This window comes from Salinispora sp. H7-4, assembly GCF_013416675.1.
Classification (GTDB): domain Bacteria; phylum Actinomycetota; class Actinomycetes; order Mycobacteriales; family Micromonosporaceae; genus Micromonospora; species Micromonospora vitiensis.
Window position 1 is genome coordinate 32877 of the sequence record NZ_JABZED010000016.1, and the last position, 19133, is coordinate 52009.

Consider the following 19133-nt stretch of genomic DNA (forward strand, 5'->3'; position numbering starts at 1 on the left):
GGCTGTCCGGCTCACCGCTAGCGACGCAAAGGACGACCCGTTGTAGCCCAATGGGAGGAGGTGTTTCCTTTCCAGCGCGGGGTCGGCACAATCTGGCCATGGGGGAGAAGCAATGGCAGTGGACGGACGCCTGGATCTTCGTTTCGTTGGTGATCGCACACGGTGCCGGCCGGCACCGTCGCGCGGCATCCAGCCGCCGGCCGTTAGGGGTCCGGCTCACCGATGTTCTCTCCACCGCCGACCACCTCAACCGCGCGATCCCCGACCGGCAGGAGGTCGAGGTGGCGGTCCGCCGGTTGGTCGGCACCGGCCTGGTCAGTGTCACCGACGGCTGGTTCCGAATCACACCGGAGGGCGAACAGCTCTGGCGCACCCGTCCCCACGCCGGCCTGGCCACCACAGTCGACACCGTGCAGGGCGTGTTGAGCCGCCGACACACCCCGGGTGACGCGGACTGGCAGCTGGACGAAGCCGAGCACGCGGCGGCGGTCCAGGAGTACGCGGTACGTTCCATCCCGGCGGGGCGACAATCTCCCAAGAACCACGCCCGCCGGGACTGACCCGCGCAGCCCACCCACTGACCGGCGCAGCCCACCCACTGACCGGCATGGCCAGCCCACTGACCGGTGCCTTCACCCAGTCCGATTCGGTGGCCGCGCAGCCCGCGCACCTGCCGGCGAGGCGGGTCAGCAGACCGGGTGACCGCCCTCGCGCAGCGCGTCCTTGACTTCACCTACGGTGAGTTGACCGAAGTGGAAGACGCTCGCGGCGAGTACCGCATCGGCCCCGGCGTCAATCGCCGGCGGGAAGTGACCCGCCTCCCCCGCGCCCCCGCTGGCGACCACCGGCACGTTCACCACCGCCCGCACCGCGCGAATCAGCTCCAGGTCAAACCCGGCTTTGGTGCCGTCGGCATCCATCGAGTTGAGCAGGATCTCACCCGCGCCCAGCTCCGCGGCGCGCCGCGCCCAGTCGATGGCATCGATGCCGGCGCCACGCCGGCCGCCGTGTGTGGTCACCTCGAACCCGCTGGTGGTGGCGCCAGCGGAGGCGCGCCGCACGTCGAGGGAGAGCACCAGTACCTGCCGGCCGAACCGCTCCGCGACCTCAGCGATCAGCTCGGGGCGGGTGATCGCGGCGGTGTTCACACCGACCTTGTCCGCACCCGCGCGCAGCAGCGCGTCAACATCACTGACCTGCCGCACCCCACCACCGACGGTGAGCGGAATAAAGACTGACTCCGCGGTACGGCGGACCACGTCCAGCATCGTGCCGCGGTCGCTCACCGAGGCGGTGACATCCAGGAACGTCAGCTCGTCAGCGCCGGCCCGGTGGTACGCCGCGGCCCGCTCCACCGGGTCACCGGCGTCCCGCAGGTTGCGGAAGTTGACGCCCTTGACCACCCGCCCGGCGTCCACGTCAAGGCAGGGAATCACGCGTACGGCCAGGGACATGTCGCCAGCCTAGCCAACGCGATCCGCCGGTGGTCGTCGTGTGCGGCCGGCCACCGGCGGATCGCGTTGCAGAAGGTCTGCCCTACCGCCGAGGCGCGGCGGGATCCCGGCTCACACCCGGACCAGCATCTTGCCGAGGTTCTCGCCGCGGAGCATGCCCAGGAAGGCCGCCGGGGCGTTCTCGATGCCGTCAATGATCGTCTCGTCGTAGCTGAGCTTCCCGTCGCGCAGCCAGCCGCCGACCTCCTCGGCGAACTGCTTGCCCAACTGTCCGTAGTCGGAGACGATGAAACCGCGCAGGGTGAGCCGCTTGCTGATGATCATCGTCAGGTTACGCGGGGCAGCCGGCGGCTCGGCCGCGTTGTACTGCGCGATCATCCCGCAGATCGCGGCCCGACCGTTCGGCCGCATCGCACCGATCGCCGCCTCCAGGTGCTCGCCACCCACATTGTCGAAGTAGACGTCGATCCCGTCCGGCGCGGCGGCGCGCAGCGACTCCAGCACCGGGCCGTCGTGGTAGTCGAAGGCGGCGTCGAAGCCGAGCGCCCGCAGCCGCTCGACCTTGGCCGGCGAGCCGGCGCTGCCGACCACCCGGCCGGCGCCGCGAAGTTTGGCGATCTGACCAACCATGCTCCCCACCGCACCGGCCGCACCGGAGACGAAGACGGTCTCCCCCGGCTGCATCGCGGCGACCTCGAGCAGCCCGGCGTAGGCGGTGAGCCCGGTCATTCCCAGCACCCCGAGGTACGTACTGACCGGGGCGAGGGCCGGGTCGACCTTCCGGACGGTCGCTGCGTCCAACAGCGCGTACTCCCGCCAGCCGAGCGAGTGGAACACCGTGTCGCCGAGGGCGAAGCCGTCGGCCTCGCTCGCCACCACCGCACCGACCGCCCCACCGTCGAGCGGCGCGTCCAGCGCGAACGGCGGTACGTAGGAGGCGACGTCATTCATCCGCCCCCGCATGTACGGATCGACGGAGATAAAGGTGTTCTGCACCACGATCTGCCCTGGCCCCGGGGTGGGGATGTCGGTGGAGACCAACCGGAAGTTCTCCTCGGTTGGCCAACCCTGCGGCCGCGAGGCCAGCTGGATCTCACGGTTGGCGGTCTTGCTCATGGTCGCTACTGCTCCTTGTGTTGGTGGATCGTGCTGGTGATCCGAGTGAGGGTGTCGCGTAGGACGACGAGATCGTCCGCGCTGAGCCCGGTCGCCTGGGCCAGCTGGCGGGGAACGTCGGCCATCCGCCCCCGCAGGGCCCGCCCCGCCGGGGTCAGCTCCACCGCCACCCGTCGCTCATCGGCCGTCGACCGCCGCCGGACCACCAGGCCCGCCGCCTCCAGCCGCTTGAGCAGGGGAGAGAGCGTTCCGGAGTCCAGCTGCAGCCGGGCGCCGAGGCCGGAGACCGTCGGCAGCTGCTCCTGCTCGCCCTCCCAGAGCACCAGCAGCACGAGATACTGCGGATAGGTCAGCCCGAACTCGGCGAGGATGGGCCGGTAGACATCGACCATGGCACGCGATGCGGTGTAGAGCGCGAAGCACACCTGCCGCCGCAGCACCAGATCATCGGTCACCAGAGAAGCGTAGCCCGCAGTTTAGTTGTGCACAACTAAACTGCGGGCAACCCACCCTCCTGGCTCCGCAACCACCGGCACGAGGGTCGACAGACCGGGCCAACGAAACCGGCGGGCGGCTGCGCGGCAGGGACGCCGCGATGAGATCAGGCGTCGGCCAGTGTCCGCAACGCCTCGGCCACCGTGAAGGCACCCGCATACAGCGCCTTACCGGCGATGACCCCCTCCACCCCGACCGACTCCAGGGCGGCCAGCGCACGCAGATCGGCCAGGGTCGAGACACCACCGGACGCGATCACCGGAGCGCTGGTGCGGGCGCAGACCTCCCGAAGCAGCTCCAGGTTCGGCCCGCGCATCGTGCCGTCCTTGGTGATATCGGTGACCACGTACCGGGACGCGCCGGCCCGGTCCAGCCGCGCCAGCACCTCCCACAGGTCGCCGCCGTCCCGGGTCCAGCCCCGGGCGGAAAGGGTCTGCCCGCGCACGTCGAGGCCGATCGCCACCCGGTCGCCGTACTCGCCGCAGATCCGATCGCACCACTCGGGGTCCTCCAGCGCGGCGGTGCCGATATTGACCCGAGCGGCCCCGGTTGCCAGCGCGGCCCGCAACGACGCGTCGTCCCGGACTCCACCGGAGAGCTCCACCCGCACGTCCAGGCGACGCACCACCTCGGCGAGCAGCTCCGCGTTGGAGCCCCGGCCGAAGGCCGCATCCAGGTCAACCAGGTGAATCCACTCCGCCCCGTCCCGCTGCCAGGCCAACGCGGCGTCGAAGGGATCACCGTAGCTGGTCTCGCTACCGGCGGCGCCCTGCACCAACCGGACCGCTTGCCCGTCGGCGACATCAACGGCGGGCAACAGGGTGAGGCTCACAGCACATCTCCTCGAATCAGGAACGACGGTCCAGGGCGATCACCACGATCGCCGGCAGTACGAGCAGCAGGAGCGCGACCAGCCCGAACCGCAACGCAAGATCATCTACCAGGGTCCAGATCATCAGGATCACGGCCACCGTCGACAGCACGATCGCGGCGCGCTCGCCCCGGGTTCGCCGGGGCAGCCGGCCGATCCGCCCCCGGCGTACCGTCGGAGTCAGCCGACGAAACAGCGCCCGCCGCTGGGCTTGCCGGGCGAGCTGCCGCTGCCGCACCGCCCGCCGCTGCGCTGCCTCCGCCTCCCGAGCAGCCCGACGCCGCGCCCGCTCCTTGCTCACCGACGCCCCCCAGCAGCGTGGCCGGTCGCCGGCTGGACGCTCGACGAAAGCGTGCCCAACCAGTTGCGCAACAGCGCGGCACCAGCATCGGCGGACTTCTCCGGATGGAACTGGACGGCGCTGAGTGGACCCCGCTCCACGGCCGCCACGAACTCCGCCCCATGGTGGGCGGTGGTCACGGCGGCACCGGCAGCGGCCAACCCGGCCGCACCGTCCGCCGCGTATGAGTGCACGAAGTAGAACCGGCTCTCGCCCAGGCCGGCGAAGAGCACCGAATCGGCCGGCGGAGCGACCGTGTTCCAGCCCATGTGCGGCAGCCGTGCAGCGGGGAGTTGACCCACCTGCCCGGGCAACAACCCAAGACCATCGGTCACCACACCGTGCTCGGCACCGCGCTCGAAGAGCACCTGCATCCCGACGCAGATGCCGAGCACCGGGCGGCCGGCAGCGATCCGCTCGACTATCACCGGACCGGCGCCCAGCGCCGTTATTCCCGCCATACAGGCGGCGAAAGCCCCGACACCGGGGACCACCAGGCCGTCCGCCTCGGCAGCGGCGGCCAGATCGTCGGTCACCGTCACCTCCGCGCCGGCCGCCGCGAGGGCACGCTCCGCGGAGCGAAGATTCCCCGACCCGTAGTCCAGCACCACGACCCTGCTCACGAGCCCTCCCCCGGCAGCAACCACAGGCCCCCGGCGACCGCCGCCAACATGGCCAGCGCCGCGGTGGTGAGCACCACACCACGCGGCGCACCCTGCCGGTGCAACGAGACCACCCCGCCGACCAGCACCCCGGCCAGAATCAGCAACAGGGTCGGCAGCACCCCACCCATCAGCGCCACCCTCCACTCACGACCACGGTCCTCACAGTTTCCCCTTCGTGCTGGGCACCACGCCGGCAGTCCGCGGGTCCACTGCCGTCGCCTCGCGCAACGCCCGGGACACCGCCTTGAACTGGGCCTCCACCACGTGGTGGGCGTCTGGGTGTCCGCCCGGCCGGGCCGCCCGCAGCACGTCAACGTGCAGCGTGACCCGGGCCGACTGACCGAAGGACTCCCAGATGTGCCGGGTCATGCTGGTCGGGTAGACCGGGCCGATGTACGGGGCGAGCGCCGGCTCGTCATGCACGACGTACGGCCGACCCGAGAGATCAACGGCGGCCCGGACCAACACCTCGTCCATCGGGACGGTAGCCGAGCCGTACCGCCGGATGCCGGCCCGGTCCCCCAGCGCGCGGTCAACCGCGACGCCCAGCGCCAACGCGGTGTCCTCCATCGTGTGGTGCGCATCGATGTGGAGGTCGCCGACGGTGTGCACGGTGAGATCAAACCCGCCGTGCCGGGCGACCTGGTGCAGCATGTGGTCATAGAAGCCGACACCGGTCTCGATGTCGGCCTTGCCGCTACCGTCGAGGTCGACCTCGACGAGAACCTTGGTTTCCTGGGTGACCCGCTCGACCCGGGCGGTGCGACTCATGACGAAAGCTTCTCCACAGCGATCAGGAAGGCATCGGTCTCGGCGGGGGTGCCGGCGGTGACCCGCAGCCAGCCGGGCAGGCCGACGTCGCGAACCAGCACCCCGGCGTCGAGCAGGACCTGCCATGCGGCCCGCTGGTCCCCGCCGACCTCGAACAGCACAAAGTTGGCATCGCTGTCGGCGACCCGATGACCGCGGGCCCGGAGCTCGGTCACGATCCGGTCCCGCTGCACCCTGATCGCCGAGACGGTGCTCAGCAACTCGTCGCGATGCGCCAGGGCGGCCCGCGCCGCCGCCTGGGTCAGCGCCGACAGGTGGTACGGCAGCCGGACGAGTTGCACGGCCGCCACCACCGCCGGGTCGGCGGCCAGGTAGCCCAGCCGGCCGCCGGCGAACCCGAACGCCTTGCTCATGGTGCGGGTCACCACCAGCCGGGGATGGTCACCCAACAGCGACAGGGCGCTGACCGTGCCGGCCCGGGCGAACTCCGCGTACGCCTCGTCCACCACCACCATCCCCGGCGCCTCGGCCAGCACCGCAGAGACCACCGCCAGGTCCAGGACGGTGCCGGTGGGATTGTTCGGTGAGCAGAGAAAGACCACGTCCGGGCGGTGCTCACGGACCTGTGCCACCGCCTCGGCGACGGTCAGCCCGAAGTCGACGCCGCGTCGGGCCGGCGCCCACCGGGTGCCGGTGCCGAGCGCCAGCAGCGGATGCATCGAATATGCCGGCAGGAAACCGAGCGCGGTCCGTCCCGGCCCGCCGAAGACCTGGAGCAGCTGCTGGTGGACCTCGTTGGAGCCGTTGGCCGCCCAGATGTGATCCAGGTTGAACCCGGCGCCCAGGTACGCCGCCAAGTCACCACGGAGCGCCACCGCGTCCCGGTCCGGGTACCGGTTGAGGTCCCGCAGCTCGGCGGCGATCGCCCGGCCGATCGTCTCGGCCACCGCGTCCGGCACCGGGTACGAGTTCTCGTTCGTGTTCAGCCGCACCGACGCATCCAGCTGCGGCGCCCCGTACGGGGTCAGCCCGCGCAGGTCCGCCCGGATCGGCAGGTCGTCCCGGCTGGTCACAGCGCTCCCTCCGGCAGCCGGGCGGTGACCGCCTGGCCGTGTGCCGGCAGGTTTTCGGCCGTCGCCAGGGCGACCACGTGCGGCGCCACGTCCCGCAGCGCGTCCTGCGTGTATTCCACCAGGTGAACACCGCGCAGAAAGGACTGCACCGATAGGCCCGACGAGTGCCGGGCACAGCCCCCGGTGGGTAGCACATGGTTGGAGCCGGCGCAGTAGTCGCCGAGCGACACCGGCGACCAGGCCCCGACGAAGATCGCTCCGGCGTTGCGCACCCGCAGCGCCCACTCGCGGGCGTTCTCGGTCTGGACCTCCAGATGCTCGGCCGCGTAGGCGTCCACCACCCGCAGCCCGGCCACCAGGTCCGCAACGAGGACGACGCCGCTCTGCTCTCCGGTGAGCGCGGTGCTCACCCGCTCGGTGTGCCGGGTCGCCGGTACCTGCCGGGCCAACTCCCGGTCCACCGCGTCGGCCAGCTCCACCGACGGGGTGACCAGCACACTCGCCGCGAGCGGATCGTGCTCGGCCTGGCTGATCAGGTCGGCGGCCACGTGCACCGGATCGGCGGTGTGGTCGGCCAGGATCGCGATCTCGGTGGGACCTGCCTCGGCGTCGATACCGACCACGCCCCGCAGCAACCGCTTGGCGGCGGTGACCCAGATGTTGCCCGGGCCGGTGATCAGATCAACCGGCGGGCAGAAGGCGGCGCCGTCCGGGTCAACCGCACTGCCGTACGCGAGCATCGCCACCGCCTGCGCGCCGCCAACGGCGTACACCTCGGTCACCCCAAGCAGGGCGCAGGCGGCGAGTACCCGCGGGTCGGGCAACCCGCCGTTGTCCTTCTGCGGTGGACTGGCCACGACCAGCGAACGCACCCCGGCCTCCTGCGCGGGCACCACGTTCATGACCACTGTTGACGGGTACATCGCCAGGCCACCGGGCACGTAGAGCCCGACCCGGTCAACCGGCACCCAGCGCTCGGTGACCACACCACCCGGTACGACCTGTGTGGTGTGGTCGCTACGACGCTGCGCGACGTGCACCCGGCGGGCCCGGTTGATCGACTCCAACAACGCGGCGCGAACCTGCGGGTCGAGCGTGCCCTCAGCCTCGGCTATCGCCTCCGCCGGGACCCGCAGCACCTCCGGCGAGACCCCGTCGAACCGCTCGCTCGCCGCCCGGATCGCCGAGTAGCCATGCTCCCGCACCGCCGCCACGAGCGGACGGATCTGCTCGACAGCCGCGGAGACATCGAGCCGGGCACGGGGCAGCAGGCGGCGCGGGTCACGAACCCCGCCACGTAGGTCGATCCGGTGCAACACCCCTGCGAGTCTAGGCGGCCCGGGTCCGGGCTGACCGGCACCGCCCACACGACGAGACAATGAGCCGAGACACACCCTCCGGAGCCGGATCGGGCTACCCTCGATCCGTGACTGCGCGGCTGCCGGTGTTCCCGCTCGGGACCGTTCTCTTCCCCGGTCTGGTGCTGCCGCTACACATCTTCGAAGATCGATACCGCGCACTGGTGCGCCACCTACTCACCCTGCCGGAGCAGCCCCCACGCGAGTTCGGCGTGGTGGCGATCCGGACCGGTTGGGATGTCGCTCCCACCGCGCCCGACGGCCGCCCGCTGCCCGAGGACGACGTCACGCTGCACGAGGTGGGCTGCACCGCCGAGCTGCGCCAGGTGACCGAGCTGCCGGACGGTGGCTACGACATCGTCACCGTGGGTCGGCAGCGGTTCCGGATAGACAGCGTCAACCGGGCCAGCGCTCCCTACCTGACTGCCGAGGTCGAGTGGTTGCCCGACCCGGACCCCCCGGACCAGGCCGGGGAGCTGTCCGCCCGGGTGACCGCGGCCTTCCGGCGGTACCTGGGCCTGATCCGCGCCGACCCGGAGGATGCCTCGGAGCAGCTCCCGGAGGATCCGACCGTCCTGTCGCACCTGGTCGCCGCGACGGCCGCGCTGACCCTCGCCGACCGACAGCGGTTACTCGCCATCGACGACACCGCTGACCGGCTCCGCGCCGAGCTGCGACTGCTCAGCCGCGAGGCGGCTCTGCTGCGCCAGGTCCGGGCGGTTCCGGTGCCGCTGAAGGAGCTGGCGTCTCCGCCGACGCCCAACTGACGCCCGGCCCGGTCGACCAGTCGGGTGCCGGCTCCGGACGCAACGACGGCCAACGGGACCAGCCCGCCAGCAGGGTGTAACCGACCGCCGCGCCAAACGCGGGCAGCAGCACGTTGCCGTACGGCACCGGCAGTGGACCCCACCACCCCACGCCGCCGGCCCGCAGTCGCGCGGGTTGGCCGAAGGTCTGCCCCTCCGCGGCGGTCGCCAACAGGTGCTCGAAGGTGGCCAGCCCCACCTGTTGGCCGACCTGCCAGGCGACCAGCGCCGCGCCCAGCGACCCAAGCACGGCGGCAGCCAGTCCGATCGGACCCCGGTAACGACGCAACAGGAACCAGAGGCCGACCGCGACCAGGACGCCGAAGCCGAAACCGAGCAGGCTGAACCAACCGTCGGCGGCGATCGGCTGCTCCGGCTGCGACTCGCCGTAGACAGCGCCCGACTCGGTCTGCAGCACCGGGGTGTCGGGGGCCAGCGTGGCCCAGAGTAACCCCAGCGGGACCCCGAGGATCAGCACCCCGAATGCTCCCGCCGCCGCCCACCCGAGCTGTGGCCGGAGCCGGGTCCGCGGCACCTCGGCAACGAGCGGCACCTCGTACCAGGTCAACGAGGCGGGCGGTACCGGCCCGATGGCCGAAGCACGATCTGGGTACGGCGGCGACGTGCGGCCATCGCCCAGCGACTCGGCGTACGGCGGTAGAGCCCCGGAACTGGGCCGGTCGGGGTCGGGGGTGTCCGCGCTCACCCGGTGATCCTCTCAGGAGTGGCGGCGCCATGGGGCGCCGGTGGACGACACGCCACTCAGCGGGCGAATGGCTCCAGCATCACCGCGGCGGCGCTCAACCACGCCTCCCGGGTCGCCGGCTGGAGCTGGTGGTACTCGATTGACGAGCCGGACTCCAGGATCGGGTCATATGGCACCACAGTCACCGCCCGAGTCCGGGTGGCGAAGTGGCGTTCCAGGTCGGCCCGGAGCTCACTGTGCCCTGGGGTCGGGCACGAGATCAGCGTCACCGCGTTGTCAGCCAACTCCCCCATGCCCACCTCGTGTAGCAGGTCGAGCATCCAGTCCGCGCTGAACGCGGCATCTTCCCGCGGCACCGTGGTGACCACAAGTTGGTCGGCGGCCTGCATGACGGTACGCCAGTTGGGGCTCTCCACGTTGTTGCCGGTGTCCACGCAGATCACGTCGTGGGTGCGGCGGAGCAGCTCCAGCACCCGCCGGACGGTGAACTGGTCCAGCCGTTGGGCGAACCGGGGACTCTCCTCACCCGCCAGCACGTCGTACGAGCCGTCTGAGGCGTGCCGGAGATAGTCGTCGAGCTGCTCCAGCAGCTCCGGGCCATCCTTGATCTCGATGTGCGCGAGGTCGCTGATCAGGTGCCGGATGGTACGGGCGTGCCGGGCACTGCCCGCACGCAGCCCGAGCGTGCCCCGTAGCTCGTTGTCGTCCCAGGCCAGCACGCCCCGGCCGCGCACGCTGCCGACAGTCGCAGCGGCCAGCACGGTCGCAGTGGTTTTGTGCACGCCGCCCTTGGGATTCGCGAAAGCCAGCACCCGGGGGCCGCCGAGTTCCCCCCGGAGTACGTTTGCCGCGCGCTCCGATCCACTCGGCGGCGGACGCCACTCCAGCCGAGCGTAGCCCCGGCCTACCGCGGGCTGGTACGCCGGCTCAGACCGATACGCCGGCTCAGACCGATACGCCGGCTCAGGCCGATACGCCGGCTCAGACCGATACGCCGGCTCAGACCGATACGCCGGCTCAGACCGATACGCCGGCTCAGGCCGATACGCCGGCTCAGACCGGTAGTCGTTCCCCGATCGATTCCCGGGATCAGCCTGGGGCGCCGGCTCAGTCCGATAGCCGTTCTCTGCCGGGGGCGCATGCCGGTAGCCGTTGTCCAGCAAGGCATAGCGGGACGGCGCCGGCGGTGCCTCCGGTTCGGAGTAGCGGGGCTGCGGAGCCGGCACCGACGGGACCCGGTAACCCGGATCAGCCCCATACGCCGGCTCGGCCGGTAATCCCCGCTCACCCCGGTATGCCGGCTCACCCCGGTATGCCGGCTCACCCCGGTGCCCCGCGTCCCGCGCATCAGCCCCGTAGGTTCGCGACTCCGTATACGGCACCTCGGCGGGCGGCAAGCCGGAGCCTGGCATGTGCGACCCGACTGCCGGCACACGGGCCGCGTAGCCGTTGCCGTCGGCCCGTCGGGGCATTGGCTCGGCCTGGGCCGCAGGCCCAGGCCGGTCCGGCCCAGCCGGCTCGGCCGCGCGGTTACCGAGCCGCGCCCGGTCGAGCAACGCCCGCCACCGCGGTGCCGGTTCGGCCGGCTGACCCCAGCCGGTCTCGCTGCCCTCCACGGCTCGCCCTCCCAGCTCCATGCTGCTGCCCCGACTGACAGGCTACGAACGAAAGCCTATTAGGGCTATACCGATCCGCCTGCCACCGGGCCGACCTCAGCTTCCGAAACCGGCTCGGAGGCACCGCTGCCGACCACGTTCGCCAAGGTGGCCGGCGTGGGTGGCGCCCCGGACGCAAGGTCGGGGGTCGGTGAAATTGATGGTGACTTCTTCGCCTCTGGGGCTGAGCCGGGAACTGGTTCCTCCGTCGGCGTCGGCGGGCTGGGAGTCACCGGTTCGGGGCTCGGGGTGGGGACCGGATCCGGGACCACCGGGGTGGGGGGCACCGGCGTGGGGGTGGCGACCGGATCCGGGACCGCCGGGTCGGGAACCACCGGATCGGAAACCGCTGGATCCGGGACCACCGGGTCAGGAATAACCGGATCAGGGAACACCGGATCGGGGGTGGTCAGATCGGAATCCGCAAGGGGGTGCGCCACCACGTCCTGCTCCGGCAGGGGCGGGGTGAAAACAGTGCGGTCCAGCCGACGCACCTCCGGCGCGGGATCAACGACCCGCACATCCGGCTGGGATGCCACTTGGCGCAACTCGACCGGCTCCGCGCGGACCACCGCCGCGTAGACGCACGCGCACCCGCCACGGTACGCCGTTGCCTCGGCCTCCGCCATCTGCGCTGCGCTGAGGTACAACTCGCGCTGTTCGCGCTGCTCCGGTCTCCCCTCAGTGACCGCGGCGGCCCGGGCCCGATAGTCACCCGCCTCCCGGTCCTTGCGGGCCGCCAGGTGAACCATGGCGGTGATCACGTCTTCCGGCGGGCCCGGCACGTCGATCCGGACAACCTCCGTCTGCCGCTCAGGTAGTGGTACCCGGCCGATAACAGCGGCGACCGGCACGTCACTGAAGACGTTGGCGGCCTGATCCGGCGTCAGATACGCCGACAGCGAGACCAGCGCGAAGGTGCCGCTCTCCGGGGATGGGGCTGCCGCCGGCAGCGCTGCCAGGTCGTCCGTGGCGTCCTGCAGATAGCCAGGAATTGACTCCCCGGCGGCCACCCCGACCCGGGTCACGTCGTCCGCAGTGGGGTTACCGGCCGGCGGAGTGCCGGTGCCCCACACCGCGGTGACCGTCACCGCAAGACAGGAAAGCAGCACAGCCCCGAGGAGGAGCCTGGGTTGGGCAGAACCCTGGGCCAGCCGGTTAGCCGCGCCCACGAGGTGGGGTAACAGCCGCTGGTCCAGCTGGCGCAGCAGGTCACCGGAGCGCACGGACGGAGACCCCCTCGTCGCGTTGGATCGGTCAGGTCATGGCCGCGCTCAGTCCCGCAGGATTCCCAGAGCGCGGTCCAGATCGTCAGGGTAGTCGCTGACGAAGCAGACCTCCTCCCCTGTTCGGGGATGACGGAAGCCCAACTCCCGGGCGTGTAGCCACTGCCGATCCAGGCCGAGCCGCTTGGCGAGGGTGGGATCAGCTCCGTAAGTGAGGTCGCCCACACAGGGGTGGCGCAGCGTCGAGAAATGCACTCGGATCTGGTGGGTACGGCCCGTCTCCAGCCGTACGTCCACCAGACTGGCCGCCGGAAACGCCTCAAGGGTGTCGTAGTGGGTAATGCTGGGCTTACCGCCCGAGACCACCGCCCAACGGTAGTCGTGGTGTGGGTGCCGATCGATCGGAGCGTCGATGGTGCCCCGCAACGGATCGAGGTGCCCCTGCACCACGGCGTGGTAGCGCTTCTCCACCTCGCGGTACTTGAACGCGCGTTTCAGGAAGGTGTAGGCCTGCTCGCTCTTGGCCACCACCATGATCCCGGTCGTGCCGACGTCGAGCCGGTGCACCACGCCCTGCCGCTCGGCCGCACCGCTGGTGGCGATCCGGTGACCGATCGCGGCAAGCCCACCGATCACCGTCGGTCCGGTCCAACCGGGACTGGGGTGAGCGGCCACGCCGACCGGCTTGTCCACCACCACGATGTCGTCGTCGGCATACACGACGCCCAGGCCGGACACCGCCTGCGGCACGACGGCCGGCGGAGCTGCCGGCGCCGGCAGCGTCACCTCCAGCCAGGACCCGGCCCGAATCTTGTAGGAATTAGCCCGTGCCGTGCCATCGACCAGTGCGGCGCCCGCGTCAACCAGGGCCGCCGCGGTCGTCCGGGAGAGCCCGAAGAGCCGCGCCACGGCCTGGTCCAGGCGGAGTCCGTCGAGCCCATCCGGGACTGGCAGCGATCGTTGCTCGCCGCTGGCCGCGTACGCCGCCGTCATGCCCGCTCCCGCGGCACGGTGGGGGTCACCTGTCGTCCGTCCCGGCCGAGCCGGCTGCCGTCGCGCTGGCGGCCGGTCAGTTCCAGGAAAACCGCGAAGAAGACGCCGCAGACCAGGGCGCTATCGGCCACGTTGAACACCGGAAAGGCCCGGCCGTACGGCTCCAGGACACTGATCATGTCGACCACGTGACCGACGAACCAGCCCGGAGCACGGAAGATTCGGTCCATCAGGTTTCCGAGTGCCCCACCAAGCACCAGCCCCAACGACACCGCCCAGGGTAGGGAGCGCAGGCGCAGCGCCGTCCAGAGGATCCAGCCGATCACGAGGATGGTGATCAGTGAGAAGATCCAGGTGTGGTCGGCGCCGATGCTCCACGCCGCGCCGCTGTTGCGGGTGAGGCTGAGATATACCAGGCCGCCCAGGAGCTTGACCGGCTCCCGGCCCTCCAGTGCCTGAAGTGCCAGATGTTTGGTCCCGAAGTCGAGCGCCCACACGGTGAGGCCGATGCCGAGCAGGACCGACGCGGCGCGGCGCCGGGTCGGTGCACGGTCGATGGCGCCGTGCGACTCGGCGTCGCCGTGCGACCCATCCGCCTCGGCGGCGCCGTCCGGCCCGGTGGTCCGAGGGCCCTCGGCGGGCCCGGTTGACCCGGTCGCCTCGGCACGGCCGGATCCCGGGGTCGGTCCTGCGGTCATCTACTCCCCATCGAAGCTCGCGGTGGCGGACGCCACCTCACCGGGCTACTGGAGAGCGAGGTCTCAGCGCCGCTCCGCCAGCTGCTTACAGGTCACGCAGAGGGTCGCCGACGGGAAGGCAGCCAGCCGCTCCACCGGGATCGGGGTGCCGCACCGTTCGCACCAGCCGTAGCCACCCTCATCGAGCCGTTCCAGTGCCCGCTCGACCTGCGTGATCCGTTCCAGGATGCTGTTCGCGAGGGAAATCTCCTGCTCCCGCTCGAACGTCTTGGTGCCGGTGTCGGCCTGGTCATCCCCGGCCGAGTCGGTCAGCCGGTCGCGCTGCAGCTCGGTGATCTCGCTCAACGTCTGATCATACTCGGCACGGAGTTCGTCCCGCCGTGCTGCCAGGGCTGCCCGGATCTTCTCGGTCTCCGCCGCGCTGCGGGTGGACTTGGTCGCCGGCTTACGGCCGGCGGTCCTGGTGTCGGCTGGCTTCGCCATCGTCGCTCCCTTAGCCGCGGAGCCGCGGAGGGCCGCGGCACCTGGACAGAGGTCGCCGCGTTCGGCGCCCCCAGGTACAAAACGGGCGCGCAGCCACGCGGCCACGCACTCCGGAGGTTCGCAAGGATACGGAACGTACAGGCGTCGGACAATCTGGCGCACCGACACCCTGACGCTCACCCCGAATTTACACATCTCGGGCAAAAGGAACGCTAGCAGACTGATCACTCCGGCCCTCGCCGTAATCGCCAAACCCGTACGCCACCCGCCGCTGCCAGATAACGGGCCGCAGCCACCGCTACACCTCGGTCCGCCGCCTCGGAAGCGTCCCGCCGCATCGGACGCCGGGAGAGCAGACTGCTGCCGGCCGGGGCGGAAAAGTAGCCACCGCAACCAACCAGCAGCACCCGCTGCCCAGCCCAGCAGGGCTGGGCCGGGCAGGGCGATGGCTCAGAAACGAGGCCGGGGCAAGTGCCGGGGCCGAGGGCCTGGGGACCGGGCCTGGGGCGGGGGCCTGGGGACCGGGCGCCTGGGGCGGGGGCCTGGGGACCCGGCGCCTGGGGACCGGGCGCCTGGGGACCGGGCGCCTGGGGCGAGTGCCAGGCGCAAGGCATGGGCGCGTGGTCGCCGGCCCGCCCTATCCGTCGCGGAGTTGGCGCAGCAACCGGGTGATCTCGGCGCTTACCCCACCGACATAAAAGATCTTGTTTCGGCTGGCCGCCCCAGCGCCCAACAAGACCGCTCCCCGCCGGACACCGAGCGCCTCGGCGAGGGCACGGCGTGCCGCCTCGGTGGCCCGCCCGTCCACCGGTGGTGCCGTCACCGCGATTATCAGAGCAGGGCCATATGGGCCCAGGTAGCGGCCCCCTACTCGGGACCGGGACGACCCCGGCTTGATCCGGACCGCGACAGTCAACGAGTCACCGCCGTGGGCGGCTGGCGCCTCAGGCACCGGCACCAGCACCGCCACTGGCGATCCGTCCTTCCGCCGTCAACAGGGCGGCGACCGGGGCGCAGTGCGCACAAGGGGTAAAGCCGAGGTCTATCGCCTCGGCGACGGGAAGCGGCTCCGGCTCGCCGAGTAGCTCCCCACAGTCGGCCAGGTGGTAGTTGGGGTGGGCGTCAACCACCCACACCTCCCGGTCGAGTCGGGCCAGCCGTGCTGCCTCCGCCGGGGAAACCGCGGCTGGAGCTGGCCCGCCGTCCGCAATCGGTGCGGGGTCTACGACCGGCGGCCCGGGTGGTTGCCGCCACCCGGTGCCGCCATGGTCGATCGGTGGGGGAACAGGCTGACCGGGAAGCATGCGGCCGCCCGACTCCCGATCGGCACCCCCACCGCCCTGATCCGCCTCGGACGGGGTCTGCTCCGCCGCTGCCCGGGCCGCGGCTGCCTGGCGGGCACCCATGACAAGGGCGACGGCAGCCAGCAGGCTGGCCACGATGGAGACGACCAGCAGGCTGCTGGATCCATCAGCGAGGCCCGCCACCAGCAGCACCACTGCAACGAGAATGAGCAGGATACTGGCGACTATCAAAGCCCACCCCCGCGTCTCGTTCCGATTCTGCGCGAGACCGGGCAACCGTCAGTGCGACGACCGCCGGCCGGAATGGTCAGCGACCGGCTTCCAGCGCACCGGAGCGACCGCCGCCGTAGGAGCCGGCGAGACCGGCTGCGGCGAGGCCGTTGCCGCCACCGGCGCGGCCCCCACCATCGGTCCGGTCAATCTCGACATCCGGGCCCTGCCCACGGCTGTCGAGGTCACGCAGCTGACTCTCGAGGTACGCCTTGAGGCGGGTGCGGTACTCGCGCTCAAACTGCTTGAGCCCCTCGATGTGCTCCTGCAACGCGGTGCGCTTGGTGTCCAGGCCACCCATGGCCTCCTGGTGCCGCTGACGGGCGTCCCGCTCCAGGGCGTCGGCCTTGGCCCGCGCCTCGAGGGTGACCTCCTCGGCCTTGGACCGCGCCTCGGAAAGCACCTGGTCGGCTTCGCGGCGGGCGTCGGTGACGTGCTCGTCAGCGGTCCGCTGGGCCATCATCAGCACCCGGAGCGCCTGCTGCTCGCCGTCGCCGCCGGCGGGCACGACACCAGCGCCACGGACCTGCTCCAGTTCCGCCTGCATCGCGCGGGCGGCCTGCTCGGCTCCGGCCTTGTCCCGCTGGACCCGGTCGAGCTGAGCCTTCACGTCGTTGAGCTCGGCGGCGAGCCGGGCGTCACCGCCGGGGCCGACCGGACCGGCGGGGCCACCGCCGCGGCCACCACGCTCCACCTGAGCGCGCAGCTCGTTGTTCTCCTCGATCAGACGGGCCAGCTCGCGCTCGACCTCGTCCAGGAAGGCATCGACCTCCTCCTCGTCGTACCCCCGCTTGCCGATCGGCGGCTTTTTGAAGGCGACGTTGTGGACGTCGGCCGGGGTCAGCGGCATCGAAACTCCTCGGGTCAGTTGCGGCCGCGAAAGCGCATCGGTCATCCAGTGGTCCTGTGGATCGACGGCCCTAACACGAACTCCATCAGCACGAACAGGATAACCAGGAGCACAAGGGAGGCCAGGTCGATGCTCACGGTACCAATTCGCAGCGGAGGGATCACACGCCTCAACGCGTGGAGCGGGGGATCAGTGACGCTCCACACGGTTTCCAGCCCCGCCGAAGCCCCACGTCCTGGTTGCCACCGCCGACCGTACTGGAGCACAGCACTCAACACAAATCGGGACAACAGGATGAGAAGAAAGACAAACAAGACCAGATATAGGACCTGGAGCAGGATTGACAACACGGCTGGCGACGTCCCTTGCACTCGGGCTGATCAACTGAGGCTGAAGAAACCGCCCTCAGCGATCTTGGCTTTGTCCTCCGCGGTGACCTGGACATTAGCCGGCGAAAGCAGGAACACCCGATTGGTCACGCGCTCGAACCCACCGCGCAGCCCGAACGCGAGCCCAGCGGCGAAGTCAACCAGTCGCCGTGCATCCGCCTCGTCCATCTCCGTCAAGTTGATGATAACCGGGACCCCGTCTCGGAAATGCTCGCCGATGGTCCGCGCCTCCCGGTAGGTGGTCGGGTGCAGCGTGGTGATCTGGTAGCGCTGCTCCTCCTCCACCGAGACCCGCTCCCGAACCGACGCCTGCGGCGCCAAGGCCAGGTTGTCGCGGGTGTGGTAGGTCAGGGCGCCAGATGACTCGGGGACGGACCGAGTGATAGACCGGACACTGGAACGCTCGACCCGCTCCGGCTGCTCGGCCTCCTCGTCCTGGTCCGCATCACCAGCCCGCGCCGCAGCCCGCTCCAGACGCCCCCGGTCGCCAAGCCGCGAACGGGGTGGAACGGTCTCCTCATCGTCCTCGTCTCCGAAGTCCTCGGAATATCGGCTCGACCGATACCGCGACTCGCGGTAGTCACCCTTGTCGTAGCCACCGTCGTCGTAAGCCCGCTCGTCGTCCTCCTCGACCAGACCGAGCCAGACCCCCGCCTTGCGCAGCGCACCCATCCCGCGCCCTTCCCGTCCGCCCTACGGCACGCGCCCCCGTGCCGTGTCGCCTGCCGCAAGTGGATCATTTCTGCTCGCCGGGTCGGCATCCCCCTGGGCGCGCGGTTCGCGTCGCGCACCACAACCCGACGAGTGGAATGCCACTCCTACCAAACAACACCGATGTAATTTGCTTCTGGCGGCCAGGCTACCGCAGCGTGGGGCGCATTCCGAGTAACGCGCTGCCCACCCGGACATGTGTCGCGCCGTGCCGGATCGCCGATTCCAGGTCCCCGCTCATGCCGGCCGACAACAACGCCGCCTGCGGATGCTGGGCCCGGAACCCGGCCGCCACCTCCGCCAACCGGGCAAACGCCCGGTCCGGTTCCCAGCCCAGCGGTGCCACCGCCATCAACCCGCCAAGCCGCAGCCCGTCCGCACCCGCCACCGCCTCGGCCACCGGACCGAGCCCCGCGTCCAGGTCGGCGGAGCCGGGCAACGCACCACCGCGACCCAGCGCCCCGTCAATGCTGACCTGAAGGAGAACCTCCAACGGTCGGTCCCGCTCGGCCGCCGAAGCCCGATCCAGCGCCCGCGCCAACCGGACGCTGTCGACCGACTGCACCACGTCGGCGTACCGGACCACCGACTTCGCCTTGTTCCGCTGCAGCTGGCCGACGAAGTGCCACCGGGGCACCACCCCCGCCGCGGCCACCTCGGCCGCCTTCGCTGCGGCCTCCTGGTCCCGGTTCTCCCCGACCTCGGTGGCCCCGAGCCCCACCAGGGCGACGACGTCACTCGCCGGGTACGTCTTGGTCACTGCGATCATGGTCACCGCCCCGGGGTCCCGACCGGCCGCCGCACAGGCGTCGGCGATCCGGGTACGGACTCGGGCAAGGCCAGCTGCGAGATCGACGCTCCGGTTGGTGGGCGCCGCGGCGGGGGTGTTGGTCATCGGC

At 70.9% G+C, this 19133-nt stretch carries 24 protein-coding genes; 2 read left to right on the plus strand and 22 right to left on the minus strand.

Going from position 1 to position 19133, the window contains the following annotated elements; genetic code table 11:
- Window positions 1-98 precede the first annotated feature (98 nt).
- Window positions 99-560 carry a hypothetical protein gene (locus tag H0524_RS11215; RefSeq protein ID WP_180198597.1) on the plus strand — a complete coding sequence of 154 codons (462 nt, stop codon included), beginning with the start codon at window positions 99-101 and terminating at the stop codon, window positions 558-560.
- 126 nt (window positions 561-686) lie between these two features.
- Here the strand turns inward: H0524_RS11215 and hisF are convergent, their stop codons facing one another.
- The 10 genes from hisF to hisD form a co-directional block, all read right to left on the minus strand.
- A complete protein-coding gene (gene hisF / locus H0524_RS11220; protein ID WP_180198598.1) occupies window positions 687-1454 on the minus strand; it encodes an imidazole glycerol phosphate synthase subunit HisF in 768 nt (255 codons plus the stop codon).
- Window positions 1455-1565: 111 nt separating this feature from the next.
- Window positions 1566-2570, minus strand: coding sequence for an NADP-dependent oxidoreductase (locus H0524_RS11225; protein WP_180198599.1), 1005 nt, complete (start codon window positions 2568-2570; stop codon window positions 1566-1568).
- Window positions 2571-2575: 5 nt separating this feature from the next.
- The gene (locus H0524_RS11230; RefSeq protein WP_180198600.1) at window positions 2576-3025 is read right to left on the minus strand and encodes a MarR family winged helix-turn-helix transcriptional regulator; all 450 of its coding nucleotides are present in this window, start codon (window positions 3023-3025) and stop codon (window positions 2576-2578) included.
- 146 nt (window positions 3026-3171) lie between these two features.
- Window positions 3172-3897 carry a bifunctional 1-(5-phosphoribosyl)-5-((5-phosphoribosylamino)methylideneamino)imidazole-4-carboxamide isomerase/phosphoribosylanthranilate isomerase PriA gene (gene priA / locus H0524_RS11235; protein ID WP_180198601.1) on the minus strand — a complete coding sequence of 242 codons (726 nt, stop codon included), beginning with the start codon at window positions 3895-3897 and terminating at the stop codon, window positions 3172-3174.
- Between the two features lie 16 nt (window positions 3898-3913).
- Window positions 3914-4237, minus strand: coding sequence for a hypothetical protein (locus tag H0524_RS24690; RefSeq protein ID WP_018726734.1), 324 nt, complete (start codon window positions 4235-4237; stop codon window positions 3914-3916).
- Window positions 4234-4899: an imidazole glycerol phosphate synthase subunit HisH gene (hisH, locus tag H0524_RS11245; protein ID WP_180198602.1), complete on the minus strand. Its 666-nt coding sequence runs from the start codon at window positions 4897-4899 to the stop codon at window positions 4234-4236. The genes H0524_RS24690 and hisH overlap by 4 nt, the downstream gene beginning before the upstream one ends.
- Window positions 4896-5069: a hypothetical protein gene (locus H0524_RS11250; protein WP_180198603.1), complete on the minus strand. Its 174-nt coding sequence runs from the start codon at window positions 5067-5069 to the stop codon at window positions 4896-4898. Before H0524_RS11250 ends, hisH begins: the two co-directional genes overlap by 4 nt.
- A 31-nt stretch (window positions 5070-5100) precedes the next feature.
- The gene (gene hisB, locus H0524_RS11255) at window positions 5101-5712 is read right to left on the minus strand and encodes an imidazoleglycerol-phosphate dehydratase HisB (protein WP_180198604.1); all 612 of its coding nucleotides are present in this window, start codon (window positions 5710-5712) and stop codon (window positions 5101-5103) included.
- The gene (locus H0524_RS11260) at window positions 5709-6785 is read right to left on the minus strand and encodes a histidinol-phosphate transaminase (RefSeq protein ID WP_180198605.1); all 1077 of its coding nucleotides are present in this window, start codon (window positions 6783-6785) and stop codon (window positions 5709-5711) included. Before H0524_RS11260 ends, hisB begins: the two co-directional genes overlap by 4 nt.
- Window positions 6782-8104, minus strand: coding sequence for a histidinol dehydrogenase (hisD, locus tag H0524_RS11265; RefSeq protein WP_180198606.1), 1323 nt, complete (start codon window positions 8102-8104; stop codon window positions 6782-6784). Before hisD ends, H0524_RS11260 begins: the two co-directional genes overlap by 4 nt.
- Window positions 8105-8211: 107 nt before the next feature.
- Between hisD and H0524_RS11270 the strand changes: the two genes are divergently transcribed.
- Complete coding sequence (locus H0524_RS11270; protein ID WP_180198607.1) at window positions 8212-8910, plus strand: LON peptidase substrate-binding domain-containing protein; 699 nt, start codon at window positions 8212-8214, stop codon at window positions 8908-8910.
- Here the strand turns inward: H0524_RS11270 and H0524_RS11275 are convergent.
- The 12 genes from H0524_RS11275 to H0524_RS11330 all read right to left on the minus strand — a co-directional run bounded on the left by H0524_RS11275 (window position 8825) and on the right by H0524_RS11330 (window position 19129).
- A complete protein-coding gene (locus H0524_RS11275) occupies window positions 8825-9655 on the minus strand; it encodes a DUF2567 domain-containing protein (protein ID WP_180198608.1) in 831 nt (276 codons plus the stop codon). The genes H0524_RS11270 and H0524_RS11275 overlap by 86 nt on opposite strands.
- A 56-nt stretch (window positions 9656-9711) precedes the next feature.
- Window positions 9712-11271: an AAA family ATPase gene (locus tag H0524_RS11280; RefSeq protein ID WP_180198609.1), complete on the minus strand. Its 1560-nt coding sequence runs from the start codon at window positions 11269-11271 to the stop codon at window positions 9712-9714.
- A 65-nt stretch (window positions 11272-11336) separates the two neighbouring features.
- Window positions 11337-12536 (minus strand): hypothetical protein, encoded by a 1200-nt coding sequence (locus tag H0524_RS11285; RefSeq protein ID WP_180198610.1) that lies wholly within the window; start codon window positions 12534-12536, stop codon window positions 11337-11339.
- Window positions 12537-12584: 48 nt separating this feature from the next.
- Window positions 12585-13529, minus strand: coding sequence for an RluA family pseudouridine synthase (locus H0524_RS11290; protein ID WP_018726744.1), 945 nt, complete (start codon window positions 13527-13529; stop codon window positions 12585-12587).
- Window positions 13526-14227, minus strand: a complete 702-nt coding sequence (gene lspA, locus H0524_RS11295) for a signal peptidase II (protein WP_180198611.1) — start codon at window positions 14225-14227, stop codon at window positions 13526-13528. The genes H0524_RS11290 and lspA overlap by 4 nt, the downstream gene beginning before the upstream one ends.
- Window positions 14228-14290: 63 nt before the next feature.
- Window positions 14291-14710, minus strand: coding sequence for a TraR/DksA C4-type zinc finger protein (locus tag H0524_RS11300; protein WP_018216356.1), 420 nt, complete (start codon window positions 14708-14710; stop codon window positions 14291-14293).
- Between the two features lie 637 nt (window positions 14711-15347).
- On the minus strand, window positions 15348-15671 hold the full coding sequence (locus tag H0524_RS11305) for a DUF167 domain-containing protein (RefSeq protein ID WP_180198764.1): 324 nt from the start codon (window positions 15669-15671) through the stop codon (window positions 15348-15350).
- On the minus strand, window positions 15655-16209 hold the full coding sequence (locus tag H0524_RS11310; protein ID WP_180198612.1) for a hypothetical protein: 555 nt from the start codon (window positions 16207-16209) through the stop codon (window positions 15655-15657). The genes H0524_RS11305 and H0524_RS11310 overlap by 17 nt, the downstream gene beginning before the upstream one ends.
- A 112-nt stretch (window positions 16210-16321) precedes the next feature.
- Window positions 16322-17134 carry a DivIVA domain-containing protein gene (locus tag H0524_RS11315; protein WP_180198613.1) on the minus strand — a complete coding sequence of 271 codons (813 nt, stop codon included), beginning with the start codon at window positions 17132-17134 and terminating at the stop codon, window positions 16322-16324.
- Between the two features lie 41 nt (window positions 17135-17175).
- Window positions 17176-17484 (minus strand): YggT family protein, encoded by a 309-nt coding sequence (locus H0524_RS11320; RefSeq protein WP_018726749.1) that lies wholly within the window; start codon window positions 17482-17484, stop codon window positions 17176-17178.
- Window positions 17485-17514: 30 nt separating this feature from the next.
- Window positions 17515-18195 (minus strand): cell division protein SepF, encoded by a 681-nt coding sequence (locus tag H0524_RS11325; RefSeq protein WP_180198614.1) that lies wholly within the window; start codon window positions 18193-18195, stop codon window positions 17515-17517.
- A gap of 187 nt (window positions 18196-18382) precedes the next feature.
- Complete coding sequence (locus tag H0524_RS11330; RefSeq protein WP_180198615.1) at window positions 18383-19129, minus strand: YggS family pyridoxal phosphate-dependent enzyme; 747 nt, start codon at window positions 19127-19129, stop codon at window positions 18383-18385.
- Between the last annotated feature and the right edge of the window lie 4 nt (window positions 19130-19133).